At 56.0% G+C, this 16,046-nt stretch carries 14 protein-coding genes and 1 pseudogene; 9 read left to right on the top strand and 6 right to left on the bottom strand.

Features of this window, described 5'->3' with window-relative positions:
- Positions 1–55 precede the first annotated feature (55 nt).
- From CU103_RS00480 to CU103_RS00465, 4 genes are all read left to right on the top strand, one after another.
- Positions 56–1,171 (top strand): branched-chain amino acid ABC transporter substrate-binding protein, encoded by a 1,116-nt coding sequence (locus CU103_RS00480; protein WP_106661972.1) that lies wholly within the window; start codon positions 56–58, stop codon positions 1,169–1,171.
- Between the two features lie 167 nt (positions 1,172–1,338).
- Positions 1,339–4,797, top strand: a complete 3,459-nt coding sequence (pyc, locus tag CU103_RS00475) for a pyruvate carboxylase (protein ID WP_106661971.1) — start codon at positions 1,339–1,341, stop codon at positions 4,795–4,797.
- A gap of 194 nt (positions 4,798–4,991) precedes the next feature.
- Positions 4,992–5,774, top strand: a complete 783-nt coding sequence (locus tag CU103_RS00470) for a DeoR/GlpR family DNA-binding transcription regulator (protein WP_162707255.1) — start codon at positions 4,992–4,994, stop codon at positions 5,772–5,774.
- Positions 5,775–5,840: 66 nt separating this feature from the next.
- Entirely contained in the window at positions 5,841–7,007 is a 1,167-nt protein-coding gene (locus CU103_RS00465) for an MFS transporter (protein ID WP_106661969.1), read from the top strand.
- Here the strand turns inward: CU103_RS00465 and CU103_RS00460 are convergent.
- A complete protein-coding gene (locus tag CU103_RS00460; protein WP_106661968.1) occupies positions 7,004–8,122 on the bottom strand; it encodes a patatin-like phospholipase family protein in 1,119 nt (372 codons plus the stop codon). The two genes, CU103_RS00465 and CU103_RS00460, sit on opposite strands and share 4 nt — an antisense overlap.
- On the bottom strand, positions 8,122–8,901 hold the full coding sequence (locus CU103_RS00455; RefSeq protein ID WP_106661967.1) for a 3-hydroxybutyrate dehydrogenase: 780 nt from the start codon (positions 8,899–8,901) through the stop codon (positions 8,122–8,124). Before CU103_RS00455 ends, CU103_RS00460 begins: the two co-directional genes overlap by 1 nt.
- A gap of 205 nt (positions 8,902–9,106) precedes the next feature.
- On the opposite strand from CU103_RS00455, the gene ispG reads away from it, so the two are divergent.
- The gene (gene ispG / locus CU103_RS00450; protein WP_162707261.1) at positions 9,107–10,363 is read left to right on the top strand and encodes a flavodoxin-dependent (E)-4-hydroxy-3-methylbut-2-enyl-diphosphate synthase; all 1,257 of its coding nucleotides are present in this window, start codon (positions 9,107–9,109) and stop codon (positions 10,361–10,363) included.
- A 10-nt stretch (positions 10,364–10,373) separates the two neighbouring features.
- On the opposite strand, the gene CU103_RS00445 is transcribed toward ispG, so the two are convergent.
- On the bottom strand, positions 10,374–11,291 hold the full coding sequence (locus CU103_RS00445) for a polyprenyl synthetase family protein (RefSeq protein ID WP_106662579.1): 918 nt from the start codon (positions 11,289–11,291) through the stop codon (positions 10,374–10,376).
- Between the two features lie 135 nt (positions 11,292–11,426).
- Between CU103_RS00445 and mtgA the strand changes: the two genes are divergently transcribed.
- The 3 genes and pseudogenes from mtgA (at position 11,427) to CU103_RS00430 (ending at position 13,056) form a co-directional block, all read left to right on the top strand.
- On the top strand, positions 11,427–12,200 hold the full coding sequence (gene mtgA, locus CU103_RS00440) for a monofunctional biosynthetic peptidoglycan transglycosylase (protein WP_106661965.1): 774 nt from the start codon (positions 11,427–11,429) through the stop codon (positions 12,198–12,200).
- Between the two features lie 178 nt (positions 12,201–12,378).
- The gene (rpmF, locus tag CU103_RS00435; protein WP_008121851.1) at positions 12,379–12,561 is read left to right on the top strand and encodes a 50S ribosomal protein L32; all 183 of its coding nucleotides are present in this window, start codon (positions 12,379–12,381) and stop codon (positions 12,559–12,561) included.
- Between the two features lie 90 nt (positions 12,562–12,651).
- Positions 12,652–13,056 (top strand): annotated as a pseudogene (locus CU103_RS00430) (hypothetical protein).
- A 17-nt stretch (positions 13,057–13,073) separates the two neighbouring features.
- Here the strand turns inward: CU103_RS00430 and CU103_RS00425 are convergent.
- The 3 genes from CU103_RS00425 to phaR form a co-directional block, all read right to left on the bottom strand.
- Positions 13,074–13,355: a cupin domain-containing protein gene (locus CU103_RS00425; RefSeq protein WP_106662578.1), complete on the bottom strand. Its 282-nt coding sequence runs from the start codon at positions 13,353–13,355 to the stop codon at positions 13,074–13,076.
- A gap of 48 nt (positions 13,356–13,403) precedes the next feature.
- On the bottom strand, positions 13,404–13,841 hold the full coding sequence (locus tag CU103_RS00420) for a GlcG/HbpS family heme-binding protein (protein WP_106661964.1): 438 nt from the start codon (positions 13,839–13,841) through the stop codon (positions 13,404–13,406).
- Positions 13,842–13,923: 82 nt separating this feature from the next.
- Positions 13,924–14,535, bottom strand: a complete 612-nt coding sequence (gene phaR, locus CU103_RS00415; RefSeq protein WP_106661963.1) for a polyhydroxyalkanoate synthesis repressor PhaR — start codon at positions 14,533–14,535, stop codon at positions 13,924–13,926.
- A 261-nt stretch (positions 14,536–14,796) separates the two neighbouring features.
- On the opposite strand from phaR, the gene CU103_RS00410 reads away from it, so the two are divergent.
- Positions 14,797–15,981: an acetyl-CoA C-acetyltransferase gene (locus CU103_RS00410; protein ID WP_106661962.1), complete on the top strand. Its 1,185-nt coding sequence runs from the start codon at positions 14,797–14,799 to the stop codon at positions 15,979–15,981.
- Positions 15,982–16,046 lie beyond the last annotated feature (65 nt).

Here is a 16,046-nt window from a genome sequence, read left to right as displayed (position 1 = left end):
TGAAAAGGGTCATCGCGAGGGGTTTGGTAAGTACCTAGAAAATGGGAGTTTTCAAATGAAGAAGTCACTGTTTTCGGGCGTTGCACTTGCTGCGATGCTCGCTTTGAGTGGTCACGCCTATGCTGATCTCTTGATTGGTGTCGGTGGTCCGCTCACTGGCCCGAACGCCGCCTTCGGCGCTCAGCTGCAGAAGGGCGCAGAGGCCGCTATCGCCGAAATCAATGCTGCCGGTGGTATCAATGGCGAGCAGGTCAAGCTTTCGCTTGGTGACGACGTTTCCGATCCGAAGCAGGGCATTTCCGTTGCTAACAAGTTCGTTGCTGACGGCGTAAAATTCGTTATCGGCCACTTCAACTCTGGCGTGTCAATTCCGGCATCGGAAGTCTATGCGGAAAACGGCATTCTCGAAATCACTCCTGCCGCAACAAACCCCGTCTTCACCGAACGCGGGTTGTGGAACACTTTCCGTACTTGCGGTCGCGATGACCAGCAGGGTGTGGTGGCCGGGACATACATTGCCGAGAAGTTCAAGGACGCCAAGATTGCGGTCGTTCACGACAAGACGCCGTATGGCCAGGGACTCGCTGACGAGACCAAGAAGACCCTGAATGCCAAGGGCATCAAGGAAGCCATGTACGAAGGCGTTAACGTCGGCGACAAGGACTTCTCTGCACTGATCGCCAAGGCAAAGGAAGCCGGCGTGACCGTTCTCTATTGGGGTGGCCTGCACACCGAAGCTGGTCTGATCATCCGTCAGCTTGCTGATCAGGGCCTGAAGGTTACTTTCATCTCCGGTGACGGTATCGTTTCGAACGAGCTTGCTTCGATCGCCGGCGATGCAGTTGCAGGTACACTCAACACTTTTGGTCCAGACCCGAGCAAGAATCCCGCAAACAAGGAACTCGTTGAGAAGTTCCGTGCACAGGGCTTTGAGCCGGAAGCCTACACGCTCTACGCCTATGCAGCCGCTCAGGTCATTGCCGATGCAGCAAAGGCCGCTGGATCGAATGATCCAGAAACCGTTGCCAAGACCATGAAAGAAAAAGGCCCGTTCAAGACCGTTCTTGGCGACATTGCCTTTGACGAAAAGGGCGATCCGAAGCTCCCAGGCTACGTCATGTACGAATGGAAAAAGGGCGAAGACGGCAAGTACAGCTACTTCCAGCAATAAGCTTTCTGCTTGATACAACCAGTGAGTGCCCGGCTTCGTGCCGGGCATTTTGCTATTGGACATTTCACTATCTTGTGATCATTATGCGCTGTTTGCACTGCAGCAATCTGTAGCCAGATAACCGCGCCAAACTCATACTGTATTGCTCATATTCTGGAGTTCTCGCCTTGCCTATCAGGAAAATCCTTGTCGCAAATCGATCGGAAATCGCTATCCGGGTTTTCCGGGCCGCCAATGAGCTTGGTATGAAAACCGTGGCGATATGGGCGGAAGAGGACAAGTTGGCGCTGCACCGCTTTAAAGCTGACGAATCCTACCAGGTTGGGCGCGGTCCGCATTTGGCCAAGGATATGGGCCCAATCGAGAGCTACCTGTCGATCGAGGAAATCATTCGTGTCGCCAGACTTTCTGGCGCGGACGCCATTCATCCGGGCTACGGCCTTCTGTCGGAAAGCCCGGAATTCGCCGAGGCTTGCGCCGAGGCGGGGATCATCTTCATCGGCCCCAAGCCTGAGACTATGCGCCGGCTTGGCAACAAGGTAGCCGCTCGCAATCTGGCGATCGAGATCGGTGTTCCGGTGGTTCCTGCCACAGAGCCGCTTCCCGACGACTTGGACGCGGTCAAGGCAATGGCCGAGAAGATCGGCTATCCTATCATGCTGAAGGCCTCATGGGGCGGTGGCGGCCGCGGCATGCGCGCAATCTTCTCGCCGGAGGACATCGCCCGCGAAGTGACGGAAGGCAAGCGCGAAGCCAAGGCTGCGTTCGGCAAAGATGAAGTCTATCTCGAAAAACTGGTGCAGCGCGCACGGCACGTCGAGGTGCAGATACTGGGCGATACGCATGGCAATGCAGTGCACTTGTTCGAGCGCGATTGCTCGATTCAGAGACGCAACCAGAAAGTAGTGGAACGCGCACCCGCACCCTATCTCAATGAAGCACAACGCAAAGAGATCTCCGATTACGGCCTGAAAATTGCCAAGGCGACGAACTATATCGGTGCCGGAACAATCGAATTTCTGATGGATGCCGACACTGGTGAATTTTATTTCATCGAGGTCAATCCCCGTATCCAGGTCGAACATACGGTTACCGAAGAAGTAACAGGCATCGACATCGTCAAAGCACAGATACGCATCCTCGAAGGTGCAAAAATTGGCACACCGGTATCGGGGGTTCCCGCGCAGCGGGATATCAAGTTGAACGGCCATGCACTGCAGTGCCGTATCACGACGGAAGATCCCGAACAGAATTTCATTCCGGATTATGGCCGCATCACCGCCTATCGCGGCGCAACCGGCTTCGGTATCCGGCTGGATGGTGGCACTGCCTATTCCGGGGCGGTCATCACACGCTTCTACGATCCCCTGCTGGAGAAGATCACCGCATGGTCACCGACGGCGGACGAGACAATCCACCGGATGCACCGCGCCTTGCGCGAGTTCCGTATCCGCGGTGTTGCCACGAACCTGACCTTCCTCGAGGCAATCATCACGCACCCGAAGTTCCTAGACAATTCCTACACAACCAAATTCATTGATACGACGCCGGAATTGTTCGCGCAGGTGAAGCGGCAGGATCGCGCCACGAAGCTCCTTACGTACCTCGCTGATGTGACCGTCAACGGCCATCCCGAAACCAAGGGCCGCGCGACGCCGCCCAAGGAGGCGGCACTGCCGCGTGTCCCATTCATCGAAACGCCCATCCCGGACGGTACCAAGCAACTCCTCGACCAGCTTGGTCCGAATAAGTTTGCAGAGTGGATGCGCAATGAGAAACGTGTACTGGTCACCGATACGACCATGCGTGATGGGCATCAATCACTTCTGGCTACACGGATGCGGACATATGATATCGCTCGCGTCGCTGGCACCTACGCCCGCGCATTGCCGCAGCTGTTTTCATTGGAATGCTGGGGCGGTGCGACGTTCGACGTAGCGATGAGGTTCCTTACGGAAGACCCGTGGGAACGGCTCGCGGACGTCCGCGAGCAGGCGCCGAATATTCTACTGCAGATGCTGCTGCGCGGTGCCAACGGTGTGGGTTACAAGAGCTATCCTGACAATGTGGTCAAATATTTCGTAAGACAAGCGGCACGGGGAGGCATCGACCTGTTTCGCGTGTTCGACAGCCTTAACTGGGTTGAAAATATGCGCGTCACCATGGATGCCGTTGTCGAAGAGAACAAGCTATGCGAAGCCGCGATCTGCTATACCGGAGACATCCTGAATTCTGCGCGGCCGAAATATGATCTGAAATACTATGTCGACCTTGCCCAGCAAGTCGAAAAAGCCGGCGCGCACATCATTGCCATCAAAGATATGGCGGGCCTGTTGAAGCCCGGCGCAGCCAAGGTATTGTTCAAGGCGTTGCGCGAGGCGACGGACCTTCCACTGCATTTTCACACGCATGATACGTCCGGCATCTCCGCCGCTACTGTGCTTGCCGCGGTGGATGCGGGTGTCGACGCCGTTGACGCTGCCATGGATGCACTGTCCGGTAATACGTCGCAGCCATGCCTTGGTTCGATCGTCGAGGCACTGAAGGGCACGGAGCGTGATCCGCGCCTTGATCCTGAATGGATCCGCCGCATTTCCTTTTATTGGGAAGCGGTACGCACGCAGTATGCAGCGTTCGAAAGCGACCTGAAGGGACCTGCGTCCGAAGTTTATTTGCATGAAATGCCAGGCGGCCAGTTCACCAATCTCAAGGAACAGGCCCGCTCGCTTGGCCTCGAAACCCGCTGGCACGAAGTTGCGCAGGCCTATGCCGACGTCAACCAGATGTTCGGCGATATCGTCAAGGTGACGCCCTCCTCCAAGGTTGTCGGCGATATGGCGCTGATGATGGTGAGCCAGGATCTTTCCGTCGAGGACGTGAAGAATCCGGATAAGGATATAGCCTTTCCGGATTCGGTCGTGTCGATGATGCGCGGCGATCTTGGTCAACCGCCGAGGGGGTGGCCGAAAGATATCCAGAAGAAGGTTCTGAAAGACGAGGAGCCCTTTACAGAACGGCCCGGTGCCTTGCTGCAGCCCGCTGATCTCGACGCTGAACGCAAAGAGATTGAGGCAAAGCTGGAACGCAAGATCACCGACCAGGAGTTCGCGTCGTATCTGATGTATCCGAAGGTGTTCAGCGACTTTGCCGTTACTAACGGCACCTACGGGCCGACAAGCGTTCTTCCAACCCATGTCTATTTCTATGGTCTGGCGCAGGAGGAAGAGGTTTTCCTCGATATCGAACGCGGCAAGACCCTGGTCGTGCGCAACCAAGCTGTAGGCGAGGCCGATGAAAAGGGCATGTGCACGGTGTTTTTCGAGATGAACGGGCAGCCGCGCCGTGTGAAGGTTCCCGACCGCACCCGCGCCGGAAGTGGTGCTGGCGTGAGGCGCAAGGCGGAGCTTGGCAATGAGAAGCATGTTGGTGCGCCAATGCCGGGTATTGTCTCGACGTTAGGCATGTCTACCGGCCAGAAGGTCAATGCAGGTGACGTGCTGCTCTCTATCGAAGCGATGAAAATGGAGACCGCGCTGCGCGCAGAACGTGACGGCACAATCGCCGAAGTGCTTGTCCGCGCAGGTGACCAGATCGACGCAAAGGATCTGCTAATCGTCTACGAATAGACTTACGGCAGTTCGTCACCCGCAAACTCGTCCTTTGGCAAAGCCCCCGAATCTCCGGGGGCTTTTGCAATTCTGAGGACTGTCATCCAGGTCGAAAATTCTGACCTTCTGATTCATGCATATATGCGCATTTGTTCTTGCCGATATCGGCACTTCTTGTTACGATGCGGTCTATGGGCTGGAGCTACGTTGAAATGCTGAAAGATTTGTCGCCGGACGAAAGAAAGGGCATGATCCTCAAGAGGATCAATGAATCCGGCCGGGTATTGGCAAGCGCAGTTGCATCCGAATTTGGCGTTTCGGAAGACTCTATACGCCGGGATCTTCGGGAACTGTCCGAGCAGGGGCTTGTTCAACGTTTCCACGGCGGCGCTGCCAGAAGCAGATCGGGTCCTCGAAGTTTTCAGCAGCGAGCGCGTGATGAGACCGCCGGTAAAAGGGCAATTGCCGCAGCTGCTGCGGCGCGAATCCCAGCGCATGCAACGATGCTTCTCGACTCGAGCACGACAGTGCTGGAGTTCGTTCGCGCACTCCCGGCAGACCTTCAAACATGCATCATCACCGGTTGCCCTGATATCGCCTCGGCGGCACTTGACCACCCCTGCTGCGAGGTCATCCTTCTAGGCGGAAGCTTGAACCGGCTGACGCGTAGTACAATCGGGCAATCGACGCTGGCCGAGGCCCAGTCGATGCGTGTCGACTACTGTGTTCTTGGTGCCTGCGCCGTCGACGAGGGGTTGATGTTGCGCGCAGAAAACTATGATGATGCCCGCATGAAGCTTGCGTTTGGTCAGGCAAGCAATGAGATCATTCTCCTGGCAACGAGCGAAAAACTTCTCAAACAAGGTCCTTTTTCCATAGGTCCGATATCACTCATATCTACCCTTGTAACCGATAGGACAGCAGATCGCTCTATCCTGGAGCGAATAAGCGGGGAGGGCGTCGAGGTGATCGTCGCGGACGACCAGCCTGCGTGATCTACCCTTGCTCAAAGGTGAGCTGAATGTCTACCCAGTGCCAACTTTCAACATGGTGATGAACTAATGGATGCCTCTGTCTACATCAGGAAAGCTGTCTATGGCCGATGGGCGGTTGCTAGCGCGTTCTTCTTCAACGGCTTTCTCGTGGGTAGCTGGGCGCCGCAAATACCGGTGTTCATGATGCGCCTGGGGATCAGTGAGTTCACGCTCGGCTTGCTCATTCTTATCTTCGGTGTCGGTGCTCTGGCTTCAATGCCTTGGTGCGGCTATCTCATTGGCCGTTTTGGATCGCGCGCTGTTGTCAAAAGCTTCGCGATCTTTTGCTCCTTTTCGCTTTTGCTGGTGGCCCTCGCGCCCAACGTAATCACGGCGGCACCAGCGCTGTTTCTCTTCGGTGCAGTGATCGGCGGCATGGATGTGGCGATGAACGCCAATGCGGTCGAGGTGGAAAAGAAACTGTCCCGCGCGGTCATGTCGTCGTCGCACGGTTTCTGGAGTCTTGGCGGATTTGCGGGCGGCGGGCTAGGCGGGTTATTAATCGAGGCGCACGGTTATCTTACACATGCCGTCGTCGTTACGCTCATCGCCATTGTGATCGGGCTTGCCGCTTTCCGCTACATGATTACTGAAGAAACCCCGGTCCTGCATGAAAAGCAGAAGCTGGTCTTCCCAACCAATCCGCTGATTTACCTTATCGGTCTTATGGCGCTGTTTTCCATGGTGCCGGAGGGTTCGGTGCTGGATTGGGCTGCGCTGTATCTGCAGCAGGAACGTGGTGCGGATATCGCGACGGCTGGCTTTGCCTTTGCCGCGTTTTCCGGCACGATGTCCGTCATGCGATTCCTGGGCGACGGCGTGCGCAATCGTTTCGGCGCGGTGAACACACTGCGGTACTCTGCGCTGATCGGTGCTGCTGGCATGCTTGTCGCGAGCCTCGCACCGACCTCGTGGATAGCAATACTTGCGTTCGCTTTTTCAGGCCTTGGCATTGCCAATATGGTCCCCATTGCCTTTTCGGCTGCAGGCAATCAGAAGGGAACGTCGTCAGGAGTGGCGCTCAGCATGGTTACGCTGATGGGCTATTCGGGAATATTGGTGGCGCCGTCGGCTATCGGCTTTGTCGGCGGCAGGACCGGGTTCGGTCCTGTCTACATGGTGCTTGCCGCATTGTTGATCGTCGTTTTCCTGATGGCCAATCTGGCTTCCACTGCCGATAGAGAGCAGCCTTAGGCCCGCCGCGCTGCGATGGCAGGCTTCTTGCGCTGCATGAGGAAATCGGTCACCCGTTTGCCTGGTTTTTTCGATCGGATACCGACATTCATCTCAGGCGCCAGCTCGCCGGACAGGTCGAGCGTGGCGTGTTCGCCAACCGCATCGAAATGTTCCTCAAGCCAATCTTCGGCGGCAGCGCGGCCGAGATCGCGCAGGTATTCGAGAAACGCCCATTCCGCATTGATCTTGGACGATGCCGAAAGCCCTGCAAGGGCTTCGTCAGCATCGATGCGGTGCATGCGGATGTTGCGATACTCGCCGTGCTGGAGCCTGCCTGCTTCGATAAGCGAATTGACGAAGGCGATCGAGCGCAATTCGCGCAAGAGAGCGGCATTAAAGGTGATTTCGTCGATGCGATCTGAGATCTCTCGCGCCGTCTTGGGGGTGCCTTTCCGCTCGATCGGGTTGATCTGTATCAGCAAGACGTCTTCAATCTCGCTCGAATAGAAGAACGGATACAGGGCAGGATTTCCACCGTAGCCGCCATCCCAATACGGCTCGCCATCGATCTCTACTGCCTGAAAGATATAGGGAAGGCAGGCAGAAGCCATGACGACATCTGCATTAAGCTCCGATTGTGAAAACACCCGGAGACGCCCGGTTTCCACATTTGTCGCAGAAATAAACAGTTTGAGTTTCGAGCAGGATCTTACCCGCGCGAAATCTATTTCTTTTTCAACAACGTCCCGCAGCGGATTGAGATTGAAGGGATTGAACTCATAAGGCGAGAACACCCGGGAAAACTGCTCGAACAGGTTATATCCAAAACCGTTCTCGACGGACCAGTTGCCAAAGAACCTGTCCCATGGCGTGCGCTGGACAGGACTGAATTGTCCCGTTCGCCCAACCGCACGCCAGAATTCATGCAGTTTTGCCCGAGCACCCTCAGCCCCATTGTGTGACCAGCCGTCAGCTACCGCCACGGCATTCATCGCGCCGGCACTCGTCCCCGATATGCCCTCGATCGTTAGTCGGCCATCCTCCAGAATGCGATCAAGAACGCCCCAGGTGAAGGCGCCGTGCGAGCCGCCTCCCTGTAGCGCGATATTGATCGGCTTGGGTTTGTTACTCATTATGCTGCCGTCCAGCCGCCATCTACAGATATGGATGTTCCGGTAATCTGGGCAGCGGCTTCACTTGCGAGGAACACCACCGTTGCGCCGATCTGGTCAATCGTCGCGAATTCCTTCGTTGCTTGTTTGTCGAGCATGACTTCGCGGATAACCGTTTCACGATCCATGCCGTGTGCTTTCATCTGATCCGGTATCTGTGCTTCTACGAGGGGTGTCAGAACATAGCCGGGGCATATGGCGTTGCAAGTGATTTGCTTTTCCGCGACCTCCAGGGCGACGGTCTTGGTGAGACCGAGAACGCCATGTTTGGCAGCGACATAGGCGGATTTGAATGGCGATGCCCGGAGGCCGTGCGCCGATGCAATATTGATGATACGGCCCCAGCCAGCTTTCTTCATGTAGGGGAGGGCGGCGGCTGTTGTATGGAAAGCGGATGTTAGATTGATCGCAATGATCGCGTCCCATTTTTCCGTCGGGAACTCGTCCACGGGCGCAACGAACTGGATCCCGGCATTGTTCACCAGCACATCGACGCTGCCAAAGGCTTCGGCTGCCTTGTCAATCAGGACCCGGCACTCGCCACCATTCGACATATCTGCCTTTACATAGGCGACGCCAACGCCGTGCTTTTCGGCTATTTCAGCTGCAAGCGCATGGTCTTCGGGCCGGTCGGTGAATGAATTGATCACCACATTATACCCTGCCGCAGCGAGGGCGTGGGCAGAGCCCAGGCCAATGCCGGAATTAGAACCTGTGACGACTGCGGTCTTCTTGGCCATGACAAAATTTCCTTTGGTTTTGATCAACCGGGCCCGTTGAGGGCTCCCGGAATATATTGCATCGCAACAAAATTGCTAGGCTTGGCGTATGAACACTTTGTCATGCAAGGTCTGCGTTGTACGCGAGGCATGCTGTTACAACGTCGCATGGAGTTGACAAACAGCGATTGCTGCGCCACGTGAAAAGCATATCTGGAGCTTCATGATGTCTGAATACTTTTCGCAACCCTTTGCCCGGCGGCCCTCGGTTGGAGTCGACGTAGGTGGTATCATGGTTGGTGGAGGCGCTCCTGTCGTCGTGCAGTCGATGACCAATACGGATACAGCCGATGTGGACGGTACAGTAGCGCAGGTGGCTGCTCTCTCCAGGGCCGGCTCGCAGATCGTGCGCATCACCGTCGACCGCGATGAATCGGCGGCGGCAGTACCGAGGATACGCGAGCGGCTCGATCGACTGGGCCTTTCCGTTCCGCTCGTCGGCGATTTTCACTATATCGGTCACAAGCTCCTGGCCGATCATCCGGCTTGCGCCGAGGCGCTGGCCAAGTATCGCATCAACCCGGGCAATGTCGGTTTCAAGGACAAGAAGGATGCGCAATTCGGTGCGATCATCGAAATGGCGATCCGCTACGACAAGCCCGTGCGCATTGGGGTGAACTGGGGCTCGCTCGATCAGGAACTACTGACAGCCTTGATGGACCAGAACCATGCGGCAGGCGCACCGCTGACGGCAGAGCAGGTGACACGCGAGGCGATTGTCCAGTCGGCGCTTATCTCGTCACAGCTCGCCGAAGAAATTGGCTTGCCGCGGTCGAAGATCATTCTGTCAGCCAAGGTCAGCCAGGTTCAGGACCTGATCGCAGTCTATGCCGAGCTTGCGCGGCGTTGCGACCATGCGCTGCACTTGGGATTGACCGAAGCGGGAATGGGTTCAAAGGGGATCGTCGCCTCGTCGGCCGCAATGGGCATTTTGTTGCAACAAGGCATCGGCGACACAATCCGCATTTCGTTGACGCCGGAACCGGGCGGTGATCGCACACGCGAAGTGCAGGTGGCGCAGGAATTGCTGCAGACCATGGGTTTCCGTCAATTCATACCGATCGTCGCTGCGTGCCCCGGCTGCGGACGTACGACATCGACGGTGTTTCAGGAGCTGGCTCAGTCGATCCAGAGTGATATACGCACCAATATGCCTATCTGGCGTGAAAAATATCCGGGCGTCGAGGCTTTGAATGTGGCTGTCATGGGCTGCATCGTTAATGGGCCCGGAGAATCTAAGATGGCCGATATCGGAATTTCATTGCCGGGAACCGGTGAAACGCCTTCGGCACCGGTATTTGTCGACGGCAAGAAGGTTGCGACATTGCGCGGCGCCGGTATCGCCCAGGAATTCCAGAAGATGGTCGCCGATTATATCGAGAACCGCTTTGGCCGGGGGGCGGACACGCACGCAGCGGAATAGTCTCTTTCGCTTAGTTACGCCGATCGGCGATAAAGCGCGCCGCATCCTTGAGCAGGGCTGCCTTTTCGCCAAACGGCGCCAGAACTTCCTCAGCCTGCTCAACAAGACCCGCCAATTGCAGTTTGGCCCACTCGACGCCATGCAACGACACGAGCGTGGCTTTGCCCGCAGCAGCGTCCTTGCCTGTCGCTTTGCCCATATCCCTTGCCTCGGCGGTAACGTCGAGAAGATCATCAGCCAGCTGAAAGGCGAGGCCAATGGCCGAGCCATACTCTGCCAAACGGTCGCGATCCTTGGTGCCGGCACGACCGATGATGGCGCCTGCCTCACAGGCAAAGCGGATCAATGCGCCGGTCTTCATCGCCTGAAGGCGGATAATGCCTGCTTCGTCCGGTTTGATTTTCTCAGCTTCAAGGTCAAGCGCCTGACCTCCAGTCATGCCACCGATCCCCGAAGCGCGGGCAAGTGCTGTTATCAGCGTCACGCGGCACTGCGCATCAAGCTCGGTCTCGTCACTAGCGATTAATTCGAAGGCGTAGGTCAGCAGGCTGTCGCCAGCAAGTATGGCCGCAGCTTCGTCGAATTTACGGTGAACGGTTGGCTGGCCGCGCCGCAGGTCATCATCGTCCATTGCGGGCAGATCGTCATGAACGAGCGAGTAGCTGTGGACACACTCAAGGGCGGCGGCAATCCGCAAAGCAGTAAAATTATCAGCGCCGAACAGGGCGGCGCTTTCCATCACCAGAAATGGACGCAAGCGTTTACCGCCATTCAACACGCCATGCCGCATGGCTGCCATCAACCGAGCCGGGCGGCTGATTTCGCCGCTGTGCGGTTGATCCGACAGCAATTCGGACAGCAACGTTTCGACCGAAGCTGCGCGCTGCTGCAAGGTGATCTGGAACAATGAGAAACCTTGATCTGTCATCATGATCAGGCAATGACCGAAAAACGGGCCTCTGGTCAATGGGCGTGTGTTGCCTTGATTGCCATTTTGAAGCGCACCCTGTGTGAATCGCGCAGAAAATCGCAGAATGAATTCCCTTCTGCGGCTCTTTGCTCTATGTCCAACGGGAGTTTTTTAGAGCGGACGGGATGTGTGACGCGGGTTCTGGTGAAAAATAAGCGGGGCAGAGGGTATCTGGTTAATCCCGGGCGATCGCCTTTGGGCCGCTTCACGCGTTATCTCGTCCTGGCCGGAATCATCTTTATCATGCTGCCCATCATCCTGCTAAGCCTCTATCGTTTGCCGTTTATTCACCCGGTTTCCACGTTGATGATGAAAGATCTTGTGACGTTCTCTGGATACGACCGCCGATGGGTGTCGCTGGACCAAATATCTCCAACACTCATCAATTCAGTAATGATGTCCGAGGATGCGAAGTTCTGCTTCCATTCGGGTGTTGATTGGGATGCGCTCAATTCGGTCGTTACTGACGCGATCGACGGCGAGCAGACACGTGGTGCGTCGACGATCACAATGCAAACGGCCAAGAATCTGTTCCTCTGGACCAGCCGTTCCTTTATTCGAAAAGGATTGGAGGTGCCGCTTGCCATCATGACTGACCTTATCCTTCCTAAACAGCGCCTGATGGAGATCTATCTGAATATTGCTGAATGGGGCCCGGGCATCTACGGCGTCGAAGCCGCCGCCCAGCACCATTTCAATGTCAGCGCGGCAAAGCTTTCGCCGCGCCAGGCCGCTTACCTTGCAGTGACACTACCTAACCCCATCGTGCGCAATCCGGCGAGACCAGGACGCGGGATGCAGACGCTCGCCAGGCTTAACGAACGTCGCGCGCGTGGCGCCGGTGCCTATGTCGGATGTGTAAACTAGTAACGAAGCGGCGAAGAATCGGCGGTTCGAAGCTTTTATGACAAAAAATATGTGACTCATGCTGGTCAAAAGCTCTCAAGCCGTGTATAGCCCCAGCCGAACTTTCCGGAATTTTGTCCATTGTGACAGGCTCAATCGGGCCAGTGCCGGATTTTGACTGATTACTGGAGCTGGAACAATGGCTGTACCTAAACGAAAAACTTCTCCGTCGAAGCGCGGCATGCGCCGTTCTGCCGACGCGCTGAAGGCCCCGACCTACGTCGAAGACAAGAATTCAGGCGAACTGCGCCGTCCGCATCACGTCGATCTGAAGACCGGCATGTATCGTGGTCGTCAGGTTCTGACGCCTAAAGAAGGCTGAGCCCTTTTTCGAATTCATGCTAGAGAAGACCGGCATTTGTGCCGGTCTTTTTGTTTGTGCGTTCGGCGGTTTTGCCTGGGAGAAGATATTGTGATTTCAAATATTCCATTGATGGTAGTGCCGCTTGTTGTCTTCAATCTGGTTGTCGCTGGATTGGTGGGGGGCGGTGGCGCGGATCCTTGGGCGACGGAACTTTATTCGATGCATATGTTTTCCGGCGGTATCTGGCGCATGACCTTGGGCGACTTGATGCTGGTTCTGTAGCTGGCTCTGCTGTTCTTCGAGATCATGAAATCAACGCGTACCAGCAATACATCGGTTATCGATCATTTGTTGTCGATATTTGTCTTCGTCGCATTCCTTGTGGAATTCCTGCTAGTACCCAGTGCTTCGCACTCGCTGTTCTTCATTCTGTTGGCAATGGCATTCTTCGATATTTTGGCGGGCTTTGCAGTTTCCCTGCGTTCTGCCGGCCGGGACGTGAATTTTCGCTGAAACCGTCGGCGGTTCGTCTATTTCAGCTCTATTTCGATGAACGCATATTCTCCTTCATTGGCGTTGATGACATCATGCTCAACACCTTCCGAGCGGAAATAGGGCACGCCCTTCTTCATGTCGGCGAAGGTTTCGCCGTCTTTTGTCAATAGTTTCACGCGCCCGTCCATCAATGGAACGACAACATAATCATGTTCATGGCGGTGCCAGCCGGTGTTCTCTCCGACCGCGAAACGATACTCGGTGACAATAACGCGTTCATTGTCGATGAAGACTGTCGCCTTGGCCGATCCCGTCATCTTGCCTCCCGTTACCTCTGGATCATCAAGATCCTGCTGGAGCAAGTTTTAGCTTTGACCCCCGTCGGCAACGAAGCCCGCGGCTTCAATACCTGCGACAGCGGCTATTTCATCATTGTCTGATGAATCGCCAGTAATGCCGACGGCACCGAGAATCTCGCCCTTGGTGTTCTTGATAAGAACACCGCCAGCCACCGGAATGACATGCCCTCCGGATGCAGCAACGAGACCTTCCACGAAATGCGGGCGCTCCTTGGCAAATTTTTCCACCGTGCGCGACCCAGCGCCAATGGACAGTGCACCGAAGGCTTTGCCAAAAGCGATTTCAAACCGGAGCATGGATGCGCCGTCCTGCTTTTGAAACGCTTTCAGGTGACCGCCGGCATCAAGAACCGTGACGGATAAGGGGCGCATTCCAAGTTCACTACCCTTTGCCAGGGCAGCCTTGATGATCGTGTTGGCTTTGGAAAGTGTAATCTGGGCCATAGTGTTCTCGTTGCGAGGGTGTTTCATTGAATAGCAGCGGCTCCCATTGGGAGCCGGACAAGCCCGGTTCGGGCCGGAGCTCTTATTTGTCGAGGGAGTCGAGCTTGCGCTGCATGGCGGCGATCTGCTCCTTCAGCTCGTCGAGTCCGGTATCTTTCGTGGCTTTCTCTGGAGTGTCCGCGTCCGCAGGCTCTGCCGTACCGGCCGTCTTGCCAAGGGGGAAAGGCGTGAACATGCGCATCGCATGCTGCAGCATTTCGGTATTGCGGCGAACCTGTTCCTCGACCAGCTTGATCGGGGCGCTGACATTCATCATGTCCATTGGCGCCTTGCCAAAGGCTGCAGTCAATTGCTCGCGCATGCGTTCCTGCTCCTTGGCAAAGGCAGACATGGATTGCTCGAGGAACGTTGGAAGAACCACCTGCATCTGGTCGCCATAATAGGCAATCAATTGCCGCAGGAACGGAATGGGCAGCATGTTCTGCCCTTCCTTGTTCTCGAGTTCGAAGATGATCTGAGTGAGGACTGAATGGGTGATATCCTCGCCGGTTTTCGCATCCTGTACGGTGAAATCCTCATTCCGCTTCACCATCTCGGCCAAATCTTCGAGCGTCACGTAGGTGCTTGTACCGGTATTGTAGAGACGCCGGTTGGCATATTTCTTGATGACGACGTCGCCGGTTTTTCCTGCCATTGCTCAACTCCCCAACCTCGTGTCCATTACCGAACTTGCGTGACGGCTTACGGATAGACATTGGAGGATAGGGGCAAAGCGCTGCAATTCAAAGTGATTTGTGCAGCGCATCCAACGCAATGCATCGAGACCTTTGCTGCAATGCAGCAAGTGATAATTTCGACTTAGACTGAAATGGCCCTTGTCAAACGGTTGTTAGGAGGGAATTCTGTCCGGGAAGGTGCTGTAGGAATTCAGCATAACAAATTTGAGGAGACGTCCATGACCCAATCGATCGTCATCGCCAGTGCGGCCCGCACTCCAGTTGGATCGTTTAACGGTGCATTTGCGAATGTTCCGGCACATGAGTTGGGAGCTGCGGTTATCAAGGAGGTGCTGAGCCGTGCGGGTGTCGATGGTGCAGACGTCGACGAAGTGATCATGGGGCAGGTCCTGGGCGCGGGCGAGGGCCAGAATCCGGCACGTCAAGCGGCCATGGCGGCGGGCATTCCGCAGGAAGCAACGGCTTGGGGCCTGAACCAGCTTTGCGGTTCGGGCCTGCGTGCCGTAGCGCTTGGCATGCAGCAGATCGCTACGGGCGACGCGGATATCATCGTCGCCGGCGGTCAGGAATCCATGTCGATGGCGCCGCATTGTTCGCATTTGCGCAGTGGCGTGAAGATGGGCGATTTCAAGATGATCGATACGATGATCAAGGACGGTCTGACCGATGCATTCCACGGCTACCATATGGGAATTACCGCCGAGAATATTGCACGCAAGTGGCAATTGACGCGCGAGGAGCAGGACAACTTTGCCCTCCGTTCCCAGAACAAGGCCGAGGCAGCGCAAAAGGCCGGGAAATTCAAGGATGAGATTGTTCCGGTTACCATCAAAACACGCAAGGGCGATGTCGTCGTTGCCGATGACGAATATATCCGTCATGGAGCGACACTGGATTCGCTGGCAAAGCTCAGGCCGGCCTTTGACAAGGATGGCACCGTGACCGCTGGCAATGCGTCAGGGCTGAACGATGGTGCAGCCGCCGTCGTGCTGATGAGCGAGGAAGAAGCCAAGCGCCGGGGAATAAAGCCTTTGGCGCGGATCGTTTCCTGGGCCACTGCAGGTGTCGATCCGTCGATCATGGGCACCGGGCCTATACCGGCGTCGCGCAAGGCGCTGGAGAAAGCCGGATGGAAAGCCGAAGATCTCGATTTGGTGGAGGCAAACGAAGCGTTCGCTGCGCAAGCTTGCGCTGTGAACAAGGATCTGGGCTTCAATCCGGACATCGTCAATGTCAATGGTGGCGCAATAGCTATCGGTCACCCCATCGGCGCCTCGGGTGCCCGCGTTCTCAATACGCTGCTGTTCGAATTGAAGCGCCGTAACGGGACAAAGGGCCTCGCAACGCTTTGCATCGGCGGCGGCATGGGTGTCGCTCTTTGTGTGGAGCGGATCAAGGACTGATCGCAGTTCCGCTGGCTCAATACTATTTGGGCCAGCAGCACCCCAAATTTCGATTGTTTTTATAA

Source organism: Phyllobacterium sophorae, from assembly GCF_003010965.1.
GTDB lineage: Bacteria > Pseudomonadota > Alphaproteobacteria > Rhizobiales > Rhizobiaceae > Phyllobacterium > Phyllobacterium sophorae.
This window is presented reverse-complemented; position numbering and strand designations above follow the sequence as displayed.